This is a genomic window from Erwinia sp. QL-Z3, from assembly GCF_004551645.1.
In the GTDB taxonomy this organism is placed as follows: domain Bacteria; phylum Pseudomonadota; class Gammaproteobacteria; order Enterobacterales; family Enterobacteriaceae; genus Erwinia; species Erwinia billingiae.
Genome location: NZ_CP037949.1, coordinates 58,967 through 78,831, shown reverse-complemented (window position 1 = coordinate 78,831; position 19,865 = coordinate 58,967). Strand labels below are relative to the sequence as shown.

Genomic DNA, 19,865 nt, shown 5'->3' with positions numbered 1-19,865 from the left:
AGCACCCCTTACTTATCCGGCACGCCGCCTAAGTTCCTTTAATTTATTATCAAAGTCATTTCCAAGATTTTCTCTAGGCTTCTGACCTTGTTCATTTAACTCTTTATCATGACCAGCTTTAAAACTTCCCTTCGCAGAATCATGCTCATGTTTAAGTATATCACTGGATGCCTGAACAGTGGTTTTGTTTTGGCCAATTTTACCGTCGTTTTCCCTGATAGTTTCCCCGCTGGCAGATCTTTGTTCTGCCACCCGTTCCGCCACGTTTTCAGGTATCCCGGCAGCCCCGGGCCGTTCCTGCAGCCGGTTCACGCCGGCCCGGTAATCTTCCGTCATGGTCTCAGACGGTGGCGATGCGTGGGCACTCAGATTATGCTCCCGGTTGTGCAGCGTCACCTCACGCTGTCCTCCCCCGGCGACATGCTCCCGTCTGCCTGACCCGGTCTGATGTGCTTCACCTGACGGTGCATTTTCGCCCGGTTCAGGTCCGGCTGATACGTTACCCCGTGATGCTTCCTGCACATCCGGCAGCGATGACGAGGCCGTCAGCGGCTGCGCGGCGGTCTGTTCCGTGCGGGCGCCGTAGTTCTGCAGGATTTCCGGCTCCAGGCGCTCCTTCATAAACTCGGTGGCCGCTTCGCGCGCCGTGTTCACGTTGGTCAGCACGTTCTGCGCGTCGCTGCCGTACTTCGCTGTACTCCAGTCCACAAACTCCTGATTGTAGTTCGCGTCTAGGCTGGCGCTCTGGTTCTGCGCCAGCGTGGCCATCCGGCTGAACTCCTGGCTGCGCGTGCTGCTGTCAGTATACTGGTGGTACTGACTTTTCGCATCGTTCAGGGTGGCCGCAAACTGCTCGACCTGCGAATTCGACTGGTTGTCGGTATGGCTGCCGGACTCGCTCTGACGCGTCGAGGTCACCATATCCATTCCCTGACGGAAGTCGCGCACGGCCTGGCTGTTCTGGTCCTGACGGTAATCACGCCCTTCCGCATGGCTGTCCTGCGTGCCGTGCGAGCTGCCGGACGCGTGCCGCAAGTCGGTGCTGACGCTGCCCTCACCGCCCGCGCTCAGGCCTGTTGCCCACTTGCCAAGCTTGCCGGCGAGCTGGTCACCCGAGTCAAACTTCACATACCCTTTCAGGCCCGCACCGACGCTGCCCTGGTTGCTGATATCCATCAGCTGGTTATACGCCTGCTGTTCAGAAACGTTGTGCGACTTCGCGTAGCTTTCCACGGCGGACTGCATCTGGCTGGCACCGCGGGAGGCGTTGCTGGCTATGCTGCTGTCGCTGCCCTGCGTGACCGAATCGCTGTTGCCGTGCTGGCTGCTGAGCTGGGTCATCTGCTGGAAGCCGCTGGTCACGCTGTGGTTGTAGCCGTCCATCGCCGTCTGGGCCTCCTGCTGCGCCTGGCGCGACTGCTCGGAGAAGCCGCTGCTGGCCAGCGAACTCAGCCGCATGTTCACCGGCAGATTCGATATGGCCCCGCTGGTGTCATACACGTTATGCCCGTCCGCCGTCTGCGTGTGCATCGCCCCGTTCCCGGTCTGGAAGCCCTGCGAACCCGACCGCTGAAGCATGTTGGTGTCAAACTTGTTGGCGTTGACGTTATCGGTCGACATGTTGTTGAAGGACCAGTTACCGTCCGCCGTGGTGGAGGCCTGGCCGCCGGCCGCGAAGGCCGCCGAGCTCATCACCCCGCCCACCGCCTGCGAAGCCACCGACGCTGCGCCCTTGGTCAGGAAGAACGACAGCACCGGAATGGACATGCTGAGATAGCCCGCGATGTTGGCCACGTCCGAGTGCTGCAGCGCCACGCGGTCCGCGTTGGCCAGCACCAGCGCCGTGGAGCCGGTTTTCGACTGCAGGTAAAAGTTGGCCAGCGAGTTCAGAATCGCGAACATGACCGGCCACATCTGGAAGTACAGGAACCCGCCCGCGTACAGCTTCAGGGTGTTGAGCCCGAAGATGCTGTGGCTGGTCAGCGCCAGGGCTATCACCAGCGGGAACAGGCCAATCAGGATAAGCATCATCATCGACTGGAACAGCGGCAGGGTTCGCGCGGCTATCGCCCCACCGGCCGCCCAGCTCAGCCGCTGCTTGGTCATGCTGGATTCGGTGGCAAGGTTCACCAGGTTTGCCGTGTCGGACGACCGTGCTGCAAAGCCCTTCCAGCCGTCGCGCACCGCGGCGTTGGTGACGTTATTACGCATAATCTGCGAGGCGCTGAGGCCGCCCTTGTAGAAGAAGCCGTAGCTCTCGTCCATGGCGTTGCTGAGCAGCGAATCCGCATTCACCTTGCTGCCAAACAGCCGCGTCGCGGCATCATGCCAGCTCACCCCGCCAATACGCACGTCATCGTTCATCAGCGTCTTCATGGTGACCACCGCCTGCTGGCAGGTCACGAACTCACGCCCGCTGCCGGTGGTCTGGTAGAGCCCCCGCAGTGGGCTCGGGTTAGCGGTGATGAGCGCCAGCGGGTCGGTGCTGTTGAGGAGCTGGCTGATGGTGTACTTGTTATTGAGCAGGATGTCGCCGATAACGCAGTTCTCCACGTAATCGGTCAGCATCTGCGCCAGCTGCGGGTTCTGCGTGCGAAAATCGGACGTCTGCGCCACAATCTGCGAACCGAACAGCATGCCGGATTTCGTGTAGGTCAGCGAATCCGGGCGCGACAGCGCGTAGTCATACAGCTGGGCGACGCCGAACCCGGAACCGGTCGACAGCCCGGCAATCATCGCCAGCCCCAGCGGCACGTTGTCCACCTCGTACACCGCCGCCGGGTCGGTGATATCAATAATCTGCACGCTGCGCTTTGGTACCAGCATCACCGAGGTGATGAGCATGAACACCGCCAGCCAGTGCATAAATACCATCGGATTGCGTGATTTGATGAAGGAAACCATCACCCCCAGCACGCCGAACAGCCCCACGATGCGCAGCAGGGTGTCAAACGTGGACGAGCCGAGAATGGTGACGACGCCGTTAAACACCTGACGCCACATGTCACCGCCGTAAATCGTGTACACCTCAGTCATTGCCGTTACCCCAGCGGTAGTTGCCCTGATAGGACGTGGAGATGATGGTGGAGACCTGCTGCTGCAGGTACTGCATGTTGCGGTCGATGCCGTCCAGCGCGTTCTGGTCCGCCGCCGACTGCAGCTTCATCTGGGCCAGCAGCGACTGTGCCTGCGCCACGTTGTTACGCAGCTCGCCCGCGGCCTGCTCCGGGAAGTTCTTGCCGGCCAGCGACTGCCCGGCCTGCTTCACCAGCTCCTGCAGGTACTGGATCATCAGGTCCTGGGCAATAAAGTCCGCCACCTGAATAAGGTAGGTCGGGCTCATGCCCATGCTGCGCGAGTTGGTCAGGTACTTGAGCACCGGCACCGAGGTGGTGTTGATGAAGCCCTTTTCCCGGTCGGTCATGCCGGTGTCGTCACCCAGCTTCTGGTTGATGGACAGCATGATGGTGCGCACCAGCGTCACCAGACCGTTATCGCTGCTTACCGTGACGTCAGTCACCGTCGGGCCGAGACACAGGTCGGCATCGTCACAGCCGTAAATCTTCGCCGTACCGCCGCGCATCAGCACGGTGATAACGTCGCGGTTGTCGACCATCGGCGTCAGGATGGTGACGTCCCCGGTCTTGTTAAAGATGATGGAACCCACGATGCTCATCACCAGCTCCTTGAGCTGCCGGTTGCCGTCGAACAGGTGGTTGCGCCCCAGCGCATCCCACACCAGGTTCTTGTTCTTCAGCACCAGGTCCTTCATGTCGTCACCGGCGCGGCCGGTCACGCTGTCACCCTGGCCGCCCACCGTGCAGCCCTGGCGGGATGCGGCCCAGTCCGAGAACAGGTTGCTCTCGCCCGCAATGTCCTGACAGATTTTCTGGTTCGACACCTGCGAAACTGGCCACAGGCCGCCGATGATGCCCTGCGCGGCCTGACATGAGCTCATGTTGGCCGAGTTGACGTCGGAGGCGAGCTTCTGCAGGAAGTCCTTCGCCTGCTTGAGCTCCGGCACCATCGTCTGCAGCGCCAGGTCAAAGGCATAGCCTGCGGCATTACTCATTATCTGCTTCACGAACCGCTGCAGTTCAGCACCGTTGATGAAGGAAAACGCGCCGAGGTAGGCATCGATACCGCCACAGCCGGCGTTGAGCGAGGGCACCTGCATCGAGATAAGCTGGACCTGCTTCACCGGATTACGCAGGTAAACTGAGCCGCCGGTCATATAGCCGGCCGCCTGCCCCTGCCACGCCTGCGCTTTGGAGACGTTTCCGTCATAGCCAAGGCTGCCGAAAAAGCCGTTAAGGTCGCCCTGCACGTCTGCCAGGGCGGGGCTGCTGACAACCAGCGCGGTGACGGCGCAAAGCATTAACTGACGGAGTTTCATCGGACTCCCTCCTGTACCGGTTCGTGTGATTTGTCCGCCATAAATCCCTGTCGGCGCAGCGTGATGCTGACCAGCGCACCGCAGGCAAACCCGCCTGCCAGCGACAGAAGGAAAATCAGAGGGAAGTCCCGCAGGCCGTTCACCAGTCCATCGCCGGACCGGGCGGGTGACGGTAAAATGCCGGGGCTGAAGGTTTCGCAGACCAGCCAGGCATACAGCCCGGCGGCGGCCAGCAGCGAGACGCAGACGAGCAGCAGCGCCGTCTCGGTCCGCGAGAGCGTAAGAGGTGTTTCGTGCATGAGGGTTTTCCGTGTGGTTACTGGGCCGTGAGCGCCTGACTGGAAGGAACCGGGCCCAGCGCGTCGGGTGCCAGGTGGTCAATGTCTGCTTCAATCATCTGTGCCAGCCGCTGGCCTATCGTGCCGGCGTCGGTCACGCCCTGATAAAGCGGGTAAGCCGTGTTGGTGTTGACGTTAACCATAAAGGTGGTGGGCGTGGCGATGGGCAGCCCGTTGCCGAAGAAGGTCAGGATCTCCCCGGCAATAGGCTCATTCGCACCGGCCTTGCGGGGAATAAGCGCCACCGGAAACGCGCTGTCTCCGTAGCCGTCGAGCGTGTACGGATACACCTTTATCCCCGTCTGTTCGGCCCACGCCTTCAGCACCGGATCAAACTTCGCGCTGTACTGACAGCCGCGCTGCATGAACACCACGATGGCATAGTCGCTGAGATTCACCGTGCGCCCGTCGGTCAGCGTCATCATCTGCGGGGCCCGCCCGGCGCGGCCCTGCGGTAAGCCGAGCGCCGGCAGTGCCGGTGCCCAGCCCGTGCTGGTCTTGGCCTTCTCCAGCGCCGCAATATCGTCAGCCACCGAAGCCTGCCCGGCCAGCGGCGCGAGTATGAGCAGCAGCGGAATAAGCATTTTCAGCTTCATGACGTTTCCTCCCGAAAGGCGTGGTGAGATGCGTTTACTGGTCATAGGTCTTCCTGTGTGGCTGACGGCGAAAGACTGGCGGGGCCCTGAAAACCAGGGTAATCAGCAAACTGATACCCGCCGCAAACGTATACACCGTGGCCAGCGTGTCGTTGATTTCCGCCACCCAGGCGTCACGGCTTTCGGCCTCTCTCACGCAGGGTGCCGGCCGGACCGGCGACGGACTGCCCGCCCCGCCCGTTGTTGCCGGGACGCAGTGCATAACCATGCCAGCCGGCGCATCACGAAGTAGTGATTCTGCGGCTTGCAGCAACGAGCTCCCGGCATTACCGCGCGCGACCATTACGGCCAGCACAAAGAAAAACAGGGCCGGACCGGTCATAAAGGTCTGCATCACCACCGTGCGCAGCCAGCGGCCGGTGTCCCGCAGCCTTTCCCTGCGGTCATGACGTAATGATTTCATGCCTGACTCCTTAAAAGTTCGGCTTAAAGCCGGTGGCCACGTTGAGGAACCGCTTCGCCAGGTCGTCCTGCGTCATAAAGCCGTAGGCCAGCGGGCGGTAATCTTTTGATGCCGGGTCGACCAGAAACAGGGCCGGATAGTGACTTATGCCCATCCGCGCGCTCTGCCCGCCGTCGGGCCGGCTGTCCGGCACCTGCGGTGAAACCTGACCGTCCATGCTGACCGGGATGAGCGCGACGTGACGGGTGCGGGCAAAGTCCGCCACCACGCCCGCCATCTGCGCGTCGATCGGGTCGCCGCCGCGGTAGAAGTACACCAGCCCGTACTGCCCGGCGAGCTGCGCGATGGCCTGCGTCTGGTCCGCCTGGTCGCGGGCCTGCTGCAGCGGCGCGGTGCTGTTGTAGTGCGGATGTTCCAGGTTGTAGTCGAGGTCCGGATGATGCAGCTGCGCCACCGCGAACGACTGGCTGAACATCGAGGCCCGGTCGGTCCAGAACTTCTGCCAGCGCAGGAACGTCGCCGTGTTCTCCGCCGACGGGTGCAGGATGGCGTTGTTCAGCGCCTCCTTCGTGTAGCCCTTCAGCACGTCGGCCTGCTCGCCGGGTGACAACCGGCTGAAGTCCGGCACCTGCTGTGCGGGCCGGGGCTTCGGCGCGGGCGTTTCCGGCTTTTTCTTCGGCTCGTTGTACCAGTGCCAGCCGGTGAACGGGTCGGCCGGATCCACCACCTCATCCGGCGGCGGCGGCCCGTCCGCAAACGCCGGCAGCGTACACGCCATCACGGCGGCCAGTAACAGTGCTCTCATCATTTCCCTCCGGTCTGCGCGTTAACCTGCGCGGCGATGCGGTCTTTCGCCTGCTTCACCATGGCGGCGGAGTCAGGGATCTTCTGGTTGGTCATCAGGTCGGTATAAAAGTCCTGGAAGTTAATGAGGTCGAAGTTGATGGCCTGCAGCTCCGGGACGGTGATACCGCGACAGTTGGGCGAATCGCCGCTGCCAAAGCTGACGTGCAGCTGGTCACGGCGGCCCTGCTCCTGGATGATGCGGGCGAGCTTGCCGCCGAACACGCAGTACGCCTGCTTTTTCTGCACGCAGACGCCGAGCACCGCCCGGGCGCAGGCCTCGCCGACCAGCACCGTCACCTTCTTGGCCTTCGCCTTGCCAATGGCCATCTCCTCGCTGTTGCAGTTGGCCAGCCCCGAGCTGTTGCCCCAGCCGGTGTCCACGCAGCAGTTTGAAAAGCCCGCCATCGCCTTACGGCACGACATCGCCTGGCCGGTAAAGGCCTTCACCGTTATCTGGCCGCCGTTCTTCACGTCATCACCGGCGGAAGCCAGCCCGGCAAGCTTGGCCACCGCGGTGTCGAACCCGCCGTCACCCGCCCCGGTGGTGTCGCTGCAGTCGCCGGTCTGGCAGAAGTAGTTACCGGCACACAGAAGCCCGCTGGAGGTGTAGGTGGTCTGGCACTGATACGTGTCCTGCTCGTGCAGGCAGGAGCTGCCCTCTGACGCGGTGCAGGCGCGCGCCGCCACCGTGCAGTTCCTGTTGGCCATAAGCTGTGCGCAGTTGCCCGTCGACGTCACCGGCACGATGTACGCATCCGAGTACTGCCAGCAGTCGCTGTACTGCGTGTAAGTCTGGCCGTTCTGGCTGACGCTGCGGTTACCGCCCGGATCGATGCAGGAAGTACCGGCCCCGGCCGTCGCCGTTGACTTGTCGAAAGCACAGCTCTCCGACCAGACTACCTGAGACGAGGTGGTGTCCCGCTCGGCGGTCATCGGCAGGGTGACGGTGATAACATATCCGCCATTTGCCAGCGCTTTAATGACCCCGTCACGCCCCGAATCATAGTGCCCGTCGGTGTTGTAACGGATAAGTAAGGAGACGACCTGCCCTTTGGTGACGTGCTGCGCGGCAATGTCAAAGCTCCCCGATTTGTTCACGTTGGTGGTGATGGACGTCCCGAGCGCTGAGATGCTGTAGTTAAGGCGGGAGTCTCCCTTGTAGCCGGGCTGGGAGGGTAACGTGAAGGAAAAGGTCCCGCTGGTCAGCGTGCCGTCATCAGGCACCGTGAAGTCATAGCGTATCCAGTAGTTATCCAGGAGGACGGCGCTGGAGCTGCCGGCGTTCATCACCAGCTGCGTGGCGTAGGTTTCTTTCGACCCGGTGACCTGAATGCTGCCCGTGCGGGCGCAGGTCTGAACCTGGTTCACGTCACGGTCGCAGGAATAGTTCTCAAACACGCTTTTGGACACCACTTTGGTGGTGCACTGGCTGCTGGTCCCGTCCATTACGGTCCCCGCGTTCGCCTCGGCGGTCTTGCCGTTCTGAATGAAGTCCGCGTTGGGGTCGATGGTGACCGCCGGGTTTTTCGTTGAGGAATCGGTGATGGCCTGCCCGGCCTCGCTCTGCCCGAGTTCGGTCTGGCCCTTGTCGCTGATGCCGCCGTCGCCGCCCTGTACGCCCCCGTAATATCCGCTCTGTGAGGGACTGGCGGTGTAGCCCGGAATGACCGACGCCGGGTCGGTCCCTTTTGTGGCGGACGTGCCCTGCCCGGCGTTGCTTTTTCCGTAGCCCGCGCCGTCACTGTAGGCATCGCTCACCGCATCGGCCCGTGCGCCCGTTGCACACAGCAGCAGAAAAAAGAGTATAAAGAGGCGCTTCATTTCCCGGACTCCCCGTCCCGCAGCAGCTGCGCCGCCGTTGTGCCACAGTCACCGCGCTGCCTCACCGCCTCCAGCGCCTGCTTTACCGGCAGGCTGCCGTACAGCACGTCAAACTTCGCGCCGCAGGTCACCACCAGTGCCGGCACGGCTTTGATGCCGTACTGCTGATACAGCGTCGGGTCAATCTGCACCCCCGCCCGTTTGTCCTTTTTCGACAGCTCAAACATCACCGAGGCGGTTTTACGAAAGTCGTTGTCCAGCAGGCCGCGCAGCGTCGCCGGGATACCGAACCGTCGCGCGTCCGCAAGCATTGGCAGCAGCCCCTCTTCCGGGATGCCCAGGCTGACGAAGTACACCGCCCGCGGGGTGCTGCGACTGGCGCTGTTCTGCTCTGACTGGGCGGCGGCGATTTCATTCTGCAACTGCGACACGCGCCCCTGCTGCGCATCCGGCAGGGTGATATTCATGCCCTGCAGCTGACTTTTGAACACCTCAAGGTCGCGCTGCTGCTGTTTCATGTACGCCATATCGTTACCGGATACGGTGGGCTGCTGCGCCGCCTGAGCGCCTGCGGCAGACAGCAGCACGGCGCTGAGCATCAGCGCCGTCATCGGAGTGCATTTCATGGTGAGTCCTTACAGGTAAACGCAGTTGCGTTTTCGCCACATGAGGTAGCCGAAGTTTTTCTTTGAGGCCGGGGTGTTGTGCACCGAACCCCAGAGCTGCGTGGTGGTGCCGAACGGGTGACAGTCACCCGGCTCGGGGTACATGTTGACCATCTGATAGCGCCAGCGGGATTTCGGGATGATCGGGGACGGATATTCGTAGCACACCGCAAGGTCCGCCCCCACCGTCTCCATCACCAGCCCCTCCCGGTGCAGCTTGAAGGCCATCCGTTCGCTGACCAGCAGCGAGGCCTCCAGCGGGGAAAACTCGTTGCTGGTAAAGCCGGTAAACGGGTACATCGACCCCTGCGCGCCGGCGCACCAGAACAGCGGATCAAGCGGCACGCCCGCCGTGGAGGCAATCGAGTCGGCCGCACAGGCGCCCTGCGCCAGCAGGTTGCTGAACAGCGCGACCTCCGGGTTCAGGATCATGGCCAGCGTGCTGTCGTTCCAGAGCGGATCCACCTCAGAGAGGTAGGCGATATCCATGTCTCCGGTCTGCATGCAGCCGGTGCTGGTAATGATGTTCAGCCAGTAAATCAGCGGGTACTTGTACCAGTGAACGTGGTAGAAGCTGCCGGGCGACGGGGAATCACTCTGCCCGCCCCGCCCCGTCCCGGTACGGCCAAGGTCGATTTTGAACCCGCCCATATTGACCATGACGCCCGGCTCGCGCGTGACGTCGGTCAGCGCCAGCGGCTCCCAGAAACCGATGGCGAGCCCCAGGCGGTAAAAGATGCCGTAGGGGCACAGCTGGATGGGCGAGGCCGGGTTTGGCGTGTCCGGATGGCCGCCCGAGGCCAGCTGAACGCTGCCGAGAGACATCGGAAACAGGCACTTCCAGCAGACGTCGCTGATGGGGTTCACCCAGCGCCCGTCGCCGGCGTTGGTGGTTGCCGCCGCTGCCGGACGGGTGATGAAGACGCTGAGCAGCAGCGCCAGGACAAACAGGTACGGTCTCATGCGGCATCCTTATCCCGGCAGGGACGCAGCCAGATGCAGACCGGCCCGTCCTCCGTGTCGTGGATGCTGCCGGTAAACCAGTCGTCACCCGGCGGGCGGGACGGTGACCAGTCGCTGCAGCTGCCGGTCTGCCGGAAACGCGCCATCTGCCATTCATCCACCTCATTTTCCATCCAGGTGGTGGCAGAAACGAGGTGATGCTCTGCAAGCCACGCCGTAAATTCGCCGGGCGCTTCAAACTCGCCGCGTGCCGGTTCAAAAAATGCCGGGTGCGTCCAGCCGCCCCAGCGATCACGTACGACCGGCTGAGCCGGTATTTCAGCAGGGTGTGTCATAAAGGTGAGTTTCCATCGTGACGGCAGGAACTGCCGGAGTCAGACGTTAATCAGGCCTGCCTGCGGGAGCAGGCTGAGGCGTACCGCAGCGGAGGCGAGGAACGAACAGCCTGCGCGGCGCGGGCAGGAACAGGGTATTAATCGCGGGAAACGGGCCGGTTATCCTTCATTATCCCGCCGCGGCGCATCACCTCCCCCACGTCGCTTTCATTAAGTGAAGCCAGGATAATGTCCCCCCGCAGCTCGTACCCCAGCGCCAGAAAGGACTGCAGCGCGGCCCGGATAATGATGGATTCGGAATACAGCGGATGCTCCCGTGCCATCACCCGCAGATGCGCTTTTTCAGCCTCATCGATGCGGGTAATGGCAGAATAGCGTTTGATCTTTGCGGGACTTTTAGCGTGGATCATTTCAGCGCCACCTCCTGCACCTTCAGCCAGCTGTCGTCACGCGTGATGCGCACGGGCGTGTGCTCAAGGCCAAATTTTGTTGTCAGGGTGCCGTACTGGTCAAAGTACACCGGTTCGTCCAGCGCGATGCTGCTGTCGTGGATGTTGCCGCTGACCAGTATGACCTTAAAGTTCTGCTGCCCGGCCAGCTGCTGCTTTACCCACGCCATCTGCGTTTTATTGTCGCCGTCGACGAAGTAAAGCGTCTCGCTGTACGGGATTTTATCCAGCGGGTTCACCTGGTCACCGGCCCGGGCAATGACGTTGCCGCGCATATCCCGGATGGTCTCGCGGACCGTGAACGTCGGGTCATAGCGCCAGCTGCGGTCCGTTTTTGCAGGCGTGAGTCCGGCCACCGGTGCCGGGCGCACGGCATGGGCCTTCACCCGCGCCTCCGCCTCCGCCTGCAGCCGGTCCATCTCGCCGCTGTCCTTCATGCCCTGCAGCCGCTGGCCGATAAAGGTCAGCAGGTCAGGTTCGGCGATGGGGAACAGGTGGCCGGTGGTGCCCAGCTCCTTTGCGCCTGCCGGCAGGCTAAGGACGCCCGTCAGCAGAACGACGGCCAGCCGGCGGTTCATGGTGCCTCCTGCATACGGCGGGCAATGTCGGCCTGAATCACCGGCGTGATGTCCTGCACCGGGGACACCACCGCGCCGGCGGTCAGCACCAGCGCGTTATGGTCCTGCTGCCACGCCTTCAGGCTGCCGTCCAGCGCCTGACTGAAGCGCTGCGTGAGCGCACGGGCGCTGTTTTCGTCCAGTTCACGCCGCGCCGACTGCTGCTTGAACGCGTCAATGGTGCCCCGCATGTCAAACACCACCGCGTCACGCTGGATATGTGTGGCAATCAGCTGGCTGATTCCCGCACCGCTGGCCAGCAGCAGCACGCCGCCGGCCAGCATCAGCAGGTGTTCACGCCGGACACGCTGGCGCGGCGCGTTTTCCGTCTTTACAGCAGGCTCATCTGCGGGGGTGTTCACGATGTCACTCACTGTGCGTCTCCTCTCTGATGCTGTCGCGCAGGCCGGCCCACACCTCAAGCTCGCGCAGCTCGTCCCGGTACATGTAAGGCTCAGCTGCCAGCAGGTAGGCGGCTTCCTCACTGGTTGCCCCGGCCTTCTGCGCTTCATTCATGTACTGGAAATCCTGACCGCGCGTGCTGAACATGGCGCGGGTGACCGGATCCACGAACACCCGGTGGAACGAGCTGTTTTCGCCGGTGGAAATCATCACCGAGCTGAACCCCGTGTCCTTCGCCGGCTGGAAGCCGCGGATAACCTGCGTCTCGAGCTCGCTGAACTGGTCCGGGTTGGCGTTGAGGTAGGTCTTGAACGCCTTGGCGTCCTGCAGCAGCGTCACTTTGGTGCCTGAACAGTCCCACGCGGCCGCAGCGGCCGGCGGGGCCGCCTGGTCTTTGGTCCCGGTGAAGTCCTTGATACCCTGGGTGATGGTGATGAACGCCCCGCGGTGGCGGCGCACCGTGCGGTAGCCGGTCTCGATAAAGCGCGCGGCGTGCGGGTTGGAGCCGCTGAACAGGCGCCAGGCCTCGTCGATAATGGCCACCTTTTTCAGGTCCCGCGGCGAGTGGTACATCTTTTCCTGTATCGCCAGAATGAGCGAGTACAGGATGGCGGACAGCAGGTGCGGCTGGTTCTCGAGACTCAGCAGCTCCAGCACCGCAAAACGGGTTTCGCCGTCAAGCGTCGGGCTGTCAGAGTTGAAGTATTCGCCGTTTGCGCCCGTGGTGCACCAGCGATCAAGCAGCAGGACCAGCTCGTTGATACGGCTCATGATGGTTGGCTGTTCGCCGAACTCCGCCTTCACCTCCGCGGACTTCATGAAGCCGACCACGTCGTCAATGCGGGCCTTGTTACCGCGGGCCTCCCATGCAGCCACCACGCCCTTGAGCAGGATGGTTTCGCTGACCTTATCAAGCGGCTCGTTGGGACTGGCCAGCACGGTCAGCAGGCCGGTTATGCCTTCGGCGGACTCCTTAATGTCGCGGACGTTGGCAAACGGGTTGAAGCGCAGGGTGGCACCGTCAAGGTATTTGCCGCCCGCCTGATTACAGAAGTTCTTGTAACTGGCACCCATGTCGATAACCCAGGCAAAGCCGCCGTCGTTCAGCACCTGACGCAGGATTTCCTGAATAAAGAAGCTTTTTCCCGCCCCGGTGGTGCCCGTCACCGCAATATTAAAGTTGGTGGAGCCGTTGCTTTCGCTGAACATGTCAAAGAAGGCCAGCTGGTTACGGTAGGTAGGCAGCGGGCTGCCCAGCGGTGACATCTGCCGCTCGGCCACCACCGGCATCAGGTTCACGGCGTTAAAGCTCTTGCAGCGCAGCGTGGCGCCCATCGTCACCATGTCGTCCCACAGCCCTTCCTGCATCACGAACGGGAAGGTGGTCAGCCAGTTTCGCAGCTGCTGGAAGCGCGGAGCCGAGATTTCCAGGTCGTTTTTGCGGAACACGTTGATGGCCGCCAGCTCACACGCCTGCTGTTCACTGGTGCTGTCCGGGGTGAACAGCGTCAGGTTCAGGGTGACGTTGCACATGGCAATCTCGTTGCTGGTCAGGCCCTGACGCAGGTCGCGCCACTCTTCATAGGCGCGCTGGGTGCCGGGAAACAGCTTGCCAAAGGAGGTACCGGCCTTTTTACCGAGGTCCTGCTCCTTCTTGAACGCCTCGTTCTGGCTCTTCACCTGGTCCTCAACGGAGACGGTCCAGCTGATGATAAACGGGCAGGGAATGCCAAGGTCCGGGAAGCGCATGTTCTGCAGGTTGTCCGCCGCCTGCCACAGGGCAAACTTCTGCGGGGCCTTGGTCAGCTGCATGTTGACGATGCGCGTGCTGGCTACCGGGCTGTCGCGCCCGTCGCCGAGAATGCGGTCCTCCTGCTGACGGGCGGTGGTCAGCCGCAGGTAGCCCGGGTGCACCTCCATCTCGGTGCTGTGGTCGATGCACTGCCGGTGCAGCTCCTGCTCCGTGTTCCAGTGGTCGTCGCTGCGGGTCACCTGACCGGGACGGTAGTTCAGCTGCTCGCGCATCACCGCCAGAAACTCCGGCACCCCCACGCGGCGGGTCTCCATGTGTGCCGCCATCAGCGACACGCGCAGCGTCTCGCGCAGCTGCACCACCTGGTCCATTGCCCGGATGCCGCCCCGGCCCGGACGGGCGTAAACCAGAAACACCCGGTAGTTGCGCAGATAGAGCGGATACTCGCGCTGGTTGGCCAGCCCCTTCAGGGAGGCCCGCTCCCAGTACGCCTTGGTGATGGCGTTAAGGCGCGGTGCCATATCGCCCTTCCACATCGCCTTGCTCAGCCCGTTGTCGAGCATTTCCCCGACGCACTTACTGGCCACCATCAGCACGGTGACCGGCGTTTTGCGCGGCAGCTTCTTGCGCAGCAGGTCGTCCAGCGCCTGCACCACCTGCTGGTTAGCGCCGGCTAGCGGCGCAACCTCCATGACGAAGCCGATGGAACGGCTGTTAATGTAGAGCTCGGTTTTATCGTCATACATACGGTAAGGGAGCAGGCTGGTCAGCGAGGGATAGCTGAAGCTCTGGCGCAGCATGTCGCCCGCCGCCTTCGCCCCGCCCTCGTCCTTACTGCCGGCAAAGATACCGGCCAGCTGGTCAATCCAGGAATCGCTCATTATCACCTCCGCGATAACTCAGTACATTACGCAGGGCTTCCTGCATGGAGACGGTCTTACCTGATCCGGTGGTGCCGGTAAAAAGAGTGTGACCGGCATCGCCCGGCAGGAAGTTGAATAAGGTGTGCGCGGCATGACGGTGCATCGCTCTGGCGCTGTCCTCCCCCTGCAGCATGTGCGTTTTGATAAAAGCCGGCAGGCCGCTGCACGCACCGGCCTTCAGCGGGAATGCCGTCATTTTTTGATTCTGCGCGGATGCCATACTTACTCCCCCTCGCTGATAACGCGGAAGTCTTCATCCCAGCGGGACTTCTTCTTCACGAATTCGACCACGGCCGGCTGATGGAAACTGTCCTGCTCATCCACCCACGGCGCAATCCACAGCCGCTGGGTGGCATCAGGAATGCGCAGGGCATTCACCCGTCCCGCGCTGGCGTACTCGCCCGGCGTGACCGGCGCAGCCTGCGCCTGTACCGGGATGTAAGAAGCCCGCAGGGCGTTACCGGATGAAACGGCAGGCGGGGTGATAGCCGGTCGGGATGCCAGGGTGGCCGTACTGATTTTCCGGTCTGGTGAGGCGGCCGGCCGGCTGTTCGGGAGCGTGGCCAGCGACTCACCGGCAGGCTTTGGGGATGCCTGCGCCTCAGCCGTCAGGTCATCAAGGCTTTTGCCTTTCGCCGCCAGCCGGCTGGCATCACTCATGGAAAGGCACTGGTCGGTGGCCGTCTTGTTGCAGTCAAAATCAGAGTTCATACCGGCACAGCCGGTGAGTGCGGCGCACAGCAGTGCGCCACCAAGCAGTTTGTACATGGTGGAGTCCTAAGTAGCGGCCGGGCCGCAGCAGGTTATAAAGTTCTGAAGGGAGTGAATGAAAAGGTGATAACTGGCCCTGGTGAAAGCTGCGTTTATTTCACCTGATGAAACGCCACGGGAGACCGGCGGTCACGTTCGCCGAAACGAAACTCAACGATGGTGTTAAATATCTCGCGGTCAAACGTCTGCGGGCGGCACACCGACGGGTAATCCTCACCAGGCGGTTCCTGCGAGAAGACAAAAAGGCTTACCCCGCGCTCAGTCAGCCGGCTCAGCAGGGCGGTAAATCCCCGACCTGCGCCCCGTGGAATAAATCCGTCGACAACGATCACCGGCTTATCGTTGCTGAGGATCTGCGCCTCAATTTCGGTGTACTGCGCCGTCCACTCGCTGAGTGACAGCAGCTCACGGTTGAGGTAATCCCCCTCAAGTCTGTCTGCCAGGCGGCGGCCGACATTCGACTTCCCCGTCCCGCTCCAGCCCTGGACATAAAAGTGTCCCTTACCTCTGTGGTACAGCGCCTCAAGCTTTGCCGTATTTTCTTCGATGCTCAGTCGCAGCGCTTCTTCCGGCAGGGGGGCGTGATAAGTGATGTCACCCATAAGTTTCTCCTGTTTTTAAGGTGTTCGTATATATTCAGCGGGTAAGCCTTGCGCACTGCCGCCCGCAACCTTACCGGTTGGGAAGGGGATACGGAGAGACGATGTGGGAAGACAGACGGATGCTGACTTAAGACGTTACGGACAGCGGCGATGGCTTGTCGGCCATAACGCCGGGGAATAAAAAGCCCTGGTGTGGGCGGAAATAACGGCTGATAAGGCCGCTGAAGAAAGCGAAACAGAAAAACTGAGCGGCCTCACACGCCGGGGTTATGCCCCGGTCCGGAACCGTTCATCGCGTGCCGTTACGGCCGGCCCGTTTCGCAGTGCCGTTCGGCATCCTCAACCTGAACCAGCAGCGCGGCCAGGTCACAGACATTGGCGTGCCGGTTACGGCACGCCCGGCGGTAACGAAGCCGCAGGGCACACAGCCGGATAAGCGCCTCGCGGGCGTTTGCAGTACCACTGTTCATACCAGAGTTTCCTTCTGTCACGCGGGCAACGCGCCCGCACAAAAACAAAAAAACAGCTGACAACATATACTGGCTCAGGCTGTGAACCAGGCCACTTTTTTTTACTACGGACCGTGACGGCTGTCACGGGGAATTTACCGGGACCGGGGGGGCTATGACTCCCGACGCGCCTGACGACGAAAGCGCATCTCGCTGCGGATCTTTGCCTCGGTCAGGCGGCCGAACAGGTTGATCAACAGGATGGCGCGCTTTGCGCCGTCCGGCTGGTACCAGATGGCCTCCAGGCCGTCAAATGCACCGTTCTCGATGGTCACCGTTTCACCGTGCTCCGGGTCAGGTGACCGCCCTGCCAGCGCCGCGCCGGCTTCCATCCGCATGCGCAGCGCCGCCAGCTCCGCACCGTCCATGATGGCCGGCGTGTTGTTGAAGCTGACGATACCCGAGACACCCCGCGTGGCCTTGACGGTGGTGGTGTGAATGATTTCCGCGTCGAAGTGCGCGAACAGGTATCGCGGAAAGGCCAGCACCTCGCTGCCGCCCCCGCCGCCGCGCGCGTCAACCGAATGCACGGTAATCCGCGGCAGCCAGCAGTTGACGCCCTGATTTATCAGATTGTCCTGCGCCCGCTTCTCCTGCGCATACTTCGTTATCAGCACGTACCAGTTTCCGCGCTGACCGTCTGCCGCGCCGTCCGTTAAGTGTTTCATCACACCGTCCTCATCAGTTAATGGTGTCGCCAAGCTTCAGCTGGCTGGCCTGACGCAGCACCTCGTCCGGATTCAGTACCGGCGCGCGCGTGATGTTGTCACCAGGGTTGGTCACGGTGGCAGCGGCCTGCTGCGCCGTCGCCTGTGACTCGTCCTTCACCGCCTTCTCTGCCTCCACGTCTTCAATCGTTTCCAGCCTGAAGCCCTGCTGGAACACCACGGTGACGGCGTTGCCTGCCCCGATATCAATGACCGGGTGGTACTGCTCGGCGCGCTTAATCCAGTACTGGCTGAGCGTGTCCGCCGCCTTGCTGGCGCCGCCGCCGATGCCCTGCTTCAGAATGTCGCCCGCCCCCACCGAGGCGGTGGCCCCGAGGCCGACGCTTGGCGTGGCCGCGGATTGGATCCCCTCGCCAAAGCCGGAAAGCAGCCCGGCCGCGCCGGCATAGCCGATAATCTTGCCGTTACGCATCACCGGCTTGCCGCGAATGCCCTGCTTGCCCTGATAGGCCACGTGTCCGTCGAACGGCATGTCGATGTGCTTGCCGTTTTTCAGGATGCAGCTGATGTTCTTCGTGCGGACCTCACCCCGTTCGCTGGAGATATCGCCGTAAATTTCCCCGGTCACGCGGCACTGGTCCATGTTCCAGGTCCGGCCGTTAGGCATCGATACGTCCCCGAGCAGGGTGATAACCACCGGCGAGGTGTTCTGCTGACCGGTCACGCTGGCGTTTGCATCCGCCCCCTCAATCATCACCGCCTCGGAGAACGAGCCGGATGAAATCCACGGCAGCGTCGTCTTTTTGTCCTGCAGCGAGGCGTAGGTAAAGGTGCGGCTGGTCATGCCGCCGGTGCGGCCCGTACCGGCGCCGGGATAAAAGCCCTGCCCCTGCCCGGCCCCCTGACCCGTGTAAAACTGACTGCCCTGTCCGGCGGCCGGGCCCCGGTTCGGATCGGTGATATTCCACTGTGCCGGTCCGGCCGGGCCGCCGGGTACGGGGCCGGGCCCTGCGGCAGGTAAGGTGCTGCCGGGTGCAACAGGACGCTGCTTGTCTGCTTGGCCCTGCAGCTTGCTGATAAGGGTGTCGAGGCGTTCAAGCTTCTGCGACATGTCATCCTTCTGCCGCTGCACGTCAGCTTTCAGCTGGCTGACGCTGGTCTCCAGCCCGGCCGTCTTGTTCTGCTGCTGGGTCAGCACCGAGCTGGCCACGCTGTCGGTGAATTTTGTGGTAACCAGCCCGGTCATGTCGGCCGCTTTGGGTGGTGGCGGCGGATTTTTAAGGGCAGCCTGGTGGTGTGCATACCACCAGATGCCGCCCCCGGTGGCCGCCGCCACCGCAAGCGTCACTCCGGCAACCACCCACTGCCGGCGACGGGTGGCGGTGTTGATGTTACTCATGACCCGCTCTCCTTATCCGTCGAGAAAATCACCCAGACATACCCTTCGCCGTTTGCATAAAGGCTGCGCGTGGACAGAAACACCGCGCGCACGCCCTGCTGCCAGAACTGCTTTTCGCTGAGTTCACGGGTAACGTATCCGCCGTTCTTCATGCGGTAACGCATCACCCGCAGGTGAGAGCCCGCCAGCTGGCGTTCGGGAGTGAGCGTCACGCCCGACGCCGGAGCGTAGGCCGGACCGCGGTCGGCCGGGAGTTCGGTATAGTTATCCGGCACGCCGCCGTTAACCACGGTACGGGCCACGCTCACCAGCGTTTTCTCCCACGGCTGGCTTTCTTCCCACGCCTTCGCATCGGGGTTGGCCTTCAGCCGGGATGATGCCGGAATGAGCCGCAGGGTTTTCCCGCCTCCGGGCTTTGGGACCACATCGATGGAAGCGCCGACGCCGCCGGCCGTTTCCAGGAACAGCGTGAAGTTCTGACCGGTAACGGGTGTGATGAGCAGCGCGCCGTCCTCGGTGTTCTCCTGGGTAAAGGCATTCTCCGGCCCGGTCACCCGGGTGATGAGTTCGCCGTCGATGACGATTTTGTTCGGGCTGGTATTACTGAGCTGTGCTTTCAGGTGCGCGTCGTTTTCAAACACCGTACCGGTGGGGCCGCTGACGGCCGCCATGGCGGCGGGAGTAAGGAGTGCGCCCGCCACCAGGGCGGCAGTAAAGGTGACTTTCATGCTGTTATCCCTGTGGCGAGAGGCCGTCAGGCTTACCGGGAGGCGTAACCTCCGGGAAGGCCGTAAGGCGGATAAGCCCGTCAACGTAATGCAGGCTGAGGCGGTAGGCTTTGGTGACGTCAGGTATGGCAAGCTTCAGGCTGCCGTTTGACGTACCGGCAGAGAGCGTGCCGCTCACGGTGATATCCCCGGTCCCGGTGTCGGTCGACTCGTCATCAATGCGGAACACGGTGGAGATGCCGTTCTTTTTGATGTAGTCCGCTTCGGCGGCCAGCGACTTCTTCAGCGCCGAACGGTCTTGTGGCGGCACATAACGCAGCAGGGCCGCGTGCTGGGCATCCACCGTTTCCGGCGTGACGCTGAGGCGCAGGTTGGCGAATGAGCGGACCAGCATGCTGTTGAGGTTCGCATCGCCAACTGCGGCGGTTGAGGTAAAGGCGCGGTCGAACATCATCGGCGTGGTGATGGTCTTCTGCGTTGAGTAAAAATGCCATGCGAGCGTGCCGGTGATGCAGTTGCCGGCGACGCTCAGCGCCAGCAGGCCGGTCATCGCGGTGAGCGCCATGACCGTCACCCGGTTGCGTGTTTCTTTTACCTGAAGTTTCATTATTCCTCCCGTCT

Annotated in this window: 22 protein-coding genes; all 22 read right to left on the bottom strand. The window is 62.3% G+C overall.

Annotated features, from left to right (window positions below; all coding sequences use genetic code 11):
* Positions 1-12 precede the first annotated feature (12 nt).
* Positions 13-3,036, bottom strand: a complete 3,024-nt coding sequence (gene traG / locus E2F51_RS00425; RefSeq protein ID WP_134822444.1) for a conjugal transfer mating-pair stabilization protein TraG — start codon at positions 3,034-3,036, stop codon at positions 13-15.
* Positions 3,029-4,396 (bottom strand): conjugal transfer pilus assembly protein TraH, encoded by a 1,368-nt coding sequence (traH, locus tag E2F51_RS00420; RefSeq protein ID WP_134822443.1) that lies wholly within the window; start codon positions 4,394-4,396, stop codon positions 3,029-3,031. The genes traG and traH overlap by 8 nt, the downstream gene beginning before the upstream one ends.
* Positions 4,393-4,695, bottom strand: a complete 303-nt coding sequence (locus E2F51_RS00415; RefSeq protein ID WP_134822442.1) for a hypothetical protein — start codon at positions 4,693-4,695, stop codon at positions 4,393-4,395. Before E2F51_RS00415 ends, traH begins: the two co-directional genes overlap by 4 nt.
* Before the next feature lie 17 nt (positions 4,696-4,712).
* Positions 4,713-5,330: an F-type conjugal transfer protein TrbB gene (gene trbB / locus E2F51_RS00410; protein ID WP_134822498.1), complete on the bottom strand. Its 618-nt coding sequence runs from the start codon at positions 5,328-5,330 to the stop codon at positions 4,713-4,715.
* Between the two features lie 34 nt (positions 5,331-5,364).
* Positions 5,365-5,793: a hypothetical protein gene (locus E2F51_RS00405; protein ID WP_134822441.1), complete on the bottom strand. Its 429-nt coding sequence runs from the start codon at positions 5,791-5,793 to the stop codon at positions 5,365-5,367.
* A 10-nt stretch (positions 5,794-5,803) separates the two neighbouring features.
* The gene (traF, locus tag E2F51_RS00400) at positions 5,804-6,601 is read right to left on the bottom strand and encodes a type-F conjugative transfer system pilin assembly protein TraF (protein ID WP_134822440.1); all 798 of its coding nucleotides are present in this window, start codon (positions 6,599-6,601) and stop codon (positions 5,804-5,806) included.
* Positions 6,598-8,460 carry a type-F conjugative transfer system mating-pair stabilization protein TraN gene (gene traN / locus E2F51_RS00395; RefSeq protein WP_134822439.1) on the bottom strand — a complete coding sequence of 621 codons (1,863 nt, stop codon included), beginning with the start codon at positions 8,458-8,460 and terminating at the stop codon, positions 6,598-6,600. Before traN ends, traF begins: the two co-directional genes overlap by 4 nt.
* Positions 8,457-9,086 carry a type-F conjugative transfer system pilin assembly protein TrbC gene (gene trbC, locus E2F51_RS00390; protein WP_134822438.1) on the bottom strand — a complete coding sequence of 210 codons (630 nt, stop codon included), beginning with the start codon at positions 9,084-9,086 and terminating at the stop codon, positions 8,457-8,459. Before trbC ends, traN begins: the two co-directional genes overlap by 4 nt.
* 9 nt (positions 9,087-9,095) lie before the next feature.
* Positions 9,096-10,088 carry a conjugal transfer pilus assembly protein TraU gene (gene traU, locus E2F51_RS00385; RefSeq protein WP_134822437.1) on the bottom strand — a complete coding sequence of 331 codons (993 nt, stop codon included), beginning with the start codon at positions 10,086-10,088 and terminating at the stop codon, positions 9,096-9,098.
* The gene (locus E2F51_RS00380) at positions 10,085-10,423 is read right to left on the bottom strand and encodes a hypothetical protein (protein WP_013200022.1); all 339 of its coding nucleotides are present in this window, start codon (positions 10,421-10,423) and stop codon (positions 10,085-10,087) included. The genes traU and E2F51_RS00380 overlap by 4 nt, the downstream gene beginning before the upstream one ends.
* Before the next feature lie 137 nt (positions 10,424-10,560).
* Positions 10,561-10,833, bottom strand: a complete 273-nt coding sequence (locus E2F51_RS00375) for a hypothetical protein (RefSeq protein WP_134822436.1) — start codon at positions 10,831-10,833, stop codon at positions 10,561-10,563.
* The gene (gene traW / locus E2F51_RS00370; RefSeq protein WP_134822435.1) at positions 10,830-11,450 is read right to left on the bottom strand and encodes a type-F conjugative transfer system protein TraW; all 621 of its coding nucleotides are present in this window, start codon (positions 11,448-11,450) and stop codon (positions 10,830-10,832) included. Before traW ends, E2F51_RS00375 begins: the two co-directional genes overlap by 4 nt.
* Positions 11,447-11,863 (bottom strand): type-F conjugative transfer system protein TrbI, encoded by a 417-nt coding sequence (gene trbI / locus E2F51_RS00365; protein ID WP_134822434.1) that lies wholly within the window; start codon positions 11,861-11,863, stop codon positions 11,447-11,449. The genes traW and trbI overlap by 4 nt, the downstream gene beginning before the upstream one ends.
* On the bottom strand, positions 11,856-14,525 hold the full coding sequence (gene traC, locus E2F51_RS00360) for a type IV secretion system protein TraC (protein WP_134822433.1): 2,670 nt from the start codon (positions 14,523-14,525) through the stop codon (positions 11,856-11,858). Before traC ends, trbI begins: the two co-directional genes overlap by 8 nt.
* Entirely contained in the window at positions 14,506-14,787 is a 282-nt protein-coding gene (locus E2F51_RS00355; RefSeq protein WP_134822432.1) for a conjugal transfer ATP-binding protein, read from the bottom strand. The genes traC and E2F51_RS00355 overlap by 20 nt, the downstream gene beginning before the upstream one ends.
* Before the next feature lie 2 nt (positions 14,788-14,789).
* Complete coding sequence (gene traV, locus E2F51_RS00350) at positions 14,790-15,335, bottom strand: type IV conjugative transfer system lipoprotein TraV (protein ID WP_134822431.1); 546 nt, start codon at positions 15,333-15,335, stop codon at positions 14,790-14,792.
* A gap of 95 nt (positions 15,336-15,430) precedes the next feature.
* Entirely contained in the window at positions 15,431-15,940 is a 510-nt protein-coding gene (locus E2F51_RS00345) for an ATPase (RefSeq protein WP_134822430.1), read from the bottom strand.
* A 302-nt stretch (positions 15,941-16,242) separates the two neighbouring features.
* Entirely contained in the window at positions 16,243-16,410 is a 168-nt protein-coding gene (locus E2F51_RS23760) for a hypothetical protein (protein ID WP_167738367.1), read from the bottom strand.
* 152 nt (positions 16,411-16,562) lie between these two features.
* Positions 16,563-17,117, bottom strand: coding sequence for a transcription/translation regulatory transformer protein RfaH (gene rfaH / locus E2F51_RS00340; protein ID WP_134822429.1), 555 nt, complete (start codon positions 17,115-17,117; stop codon positions 16,563-16,565).
* Positions 17,118-17,130: 13 nt separating this feature from the next.
* Positions 17,131-18,516 carry an F-type conjugal transfer pilus assembly protein TraB gene (traB, locus tag E2F51_RS00335; RefSeq protein WP_134822428.1) on the bottom strand — a complete coding sequence of 462 codons (1,386 nt, stop codon included), beginning with the start codon at positions 18,514-18,516 and terminating at the stop codon, positions 17,131-17,133.
* Positions 18,513-19,244 (bottom strand): type-F conjugative transfer system secretin TraK, encoded by a 732-nt coding sequence (gene traK / locus E2F51_RS00330; RefSeq protein WP_134822427.1) that lies wholly within the window; start codon positions 19,242-19,244, stop codon positions 18,513-18,515. The genes traB and traK overlap by 4 nt, the downstream gene beginning before the upstream one ends.
* A gap of 4 nt (positions 19,245-19,248) precedes the next feature.
* Positions 19,249-19,851 (bottom strand): TraE/TraK family type IV conjugative transfer system protein, encoded by a 603-nt coding sequence (locus E2F51_RS00325; protein ID WP_134822426.1) that lies wholly within the window; start codon positions 19,849-19,851, stop codon positions 19,249-19,251.
* Positions 19,852-19,865: the final 14 nt, after the last annotated feature.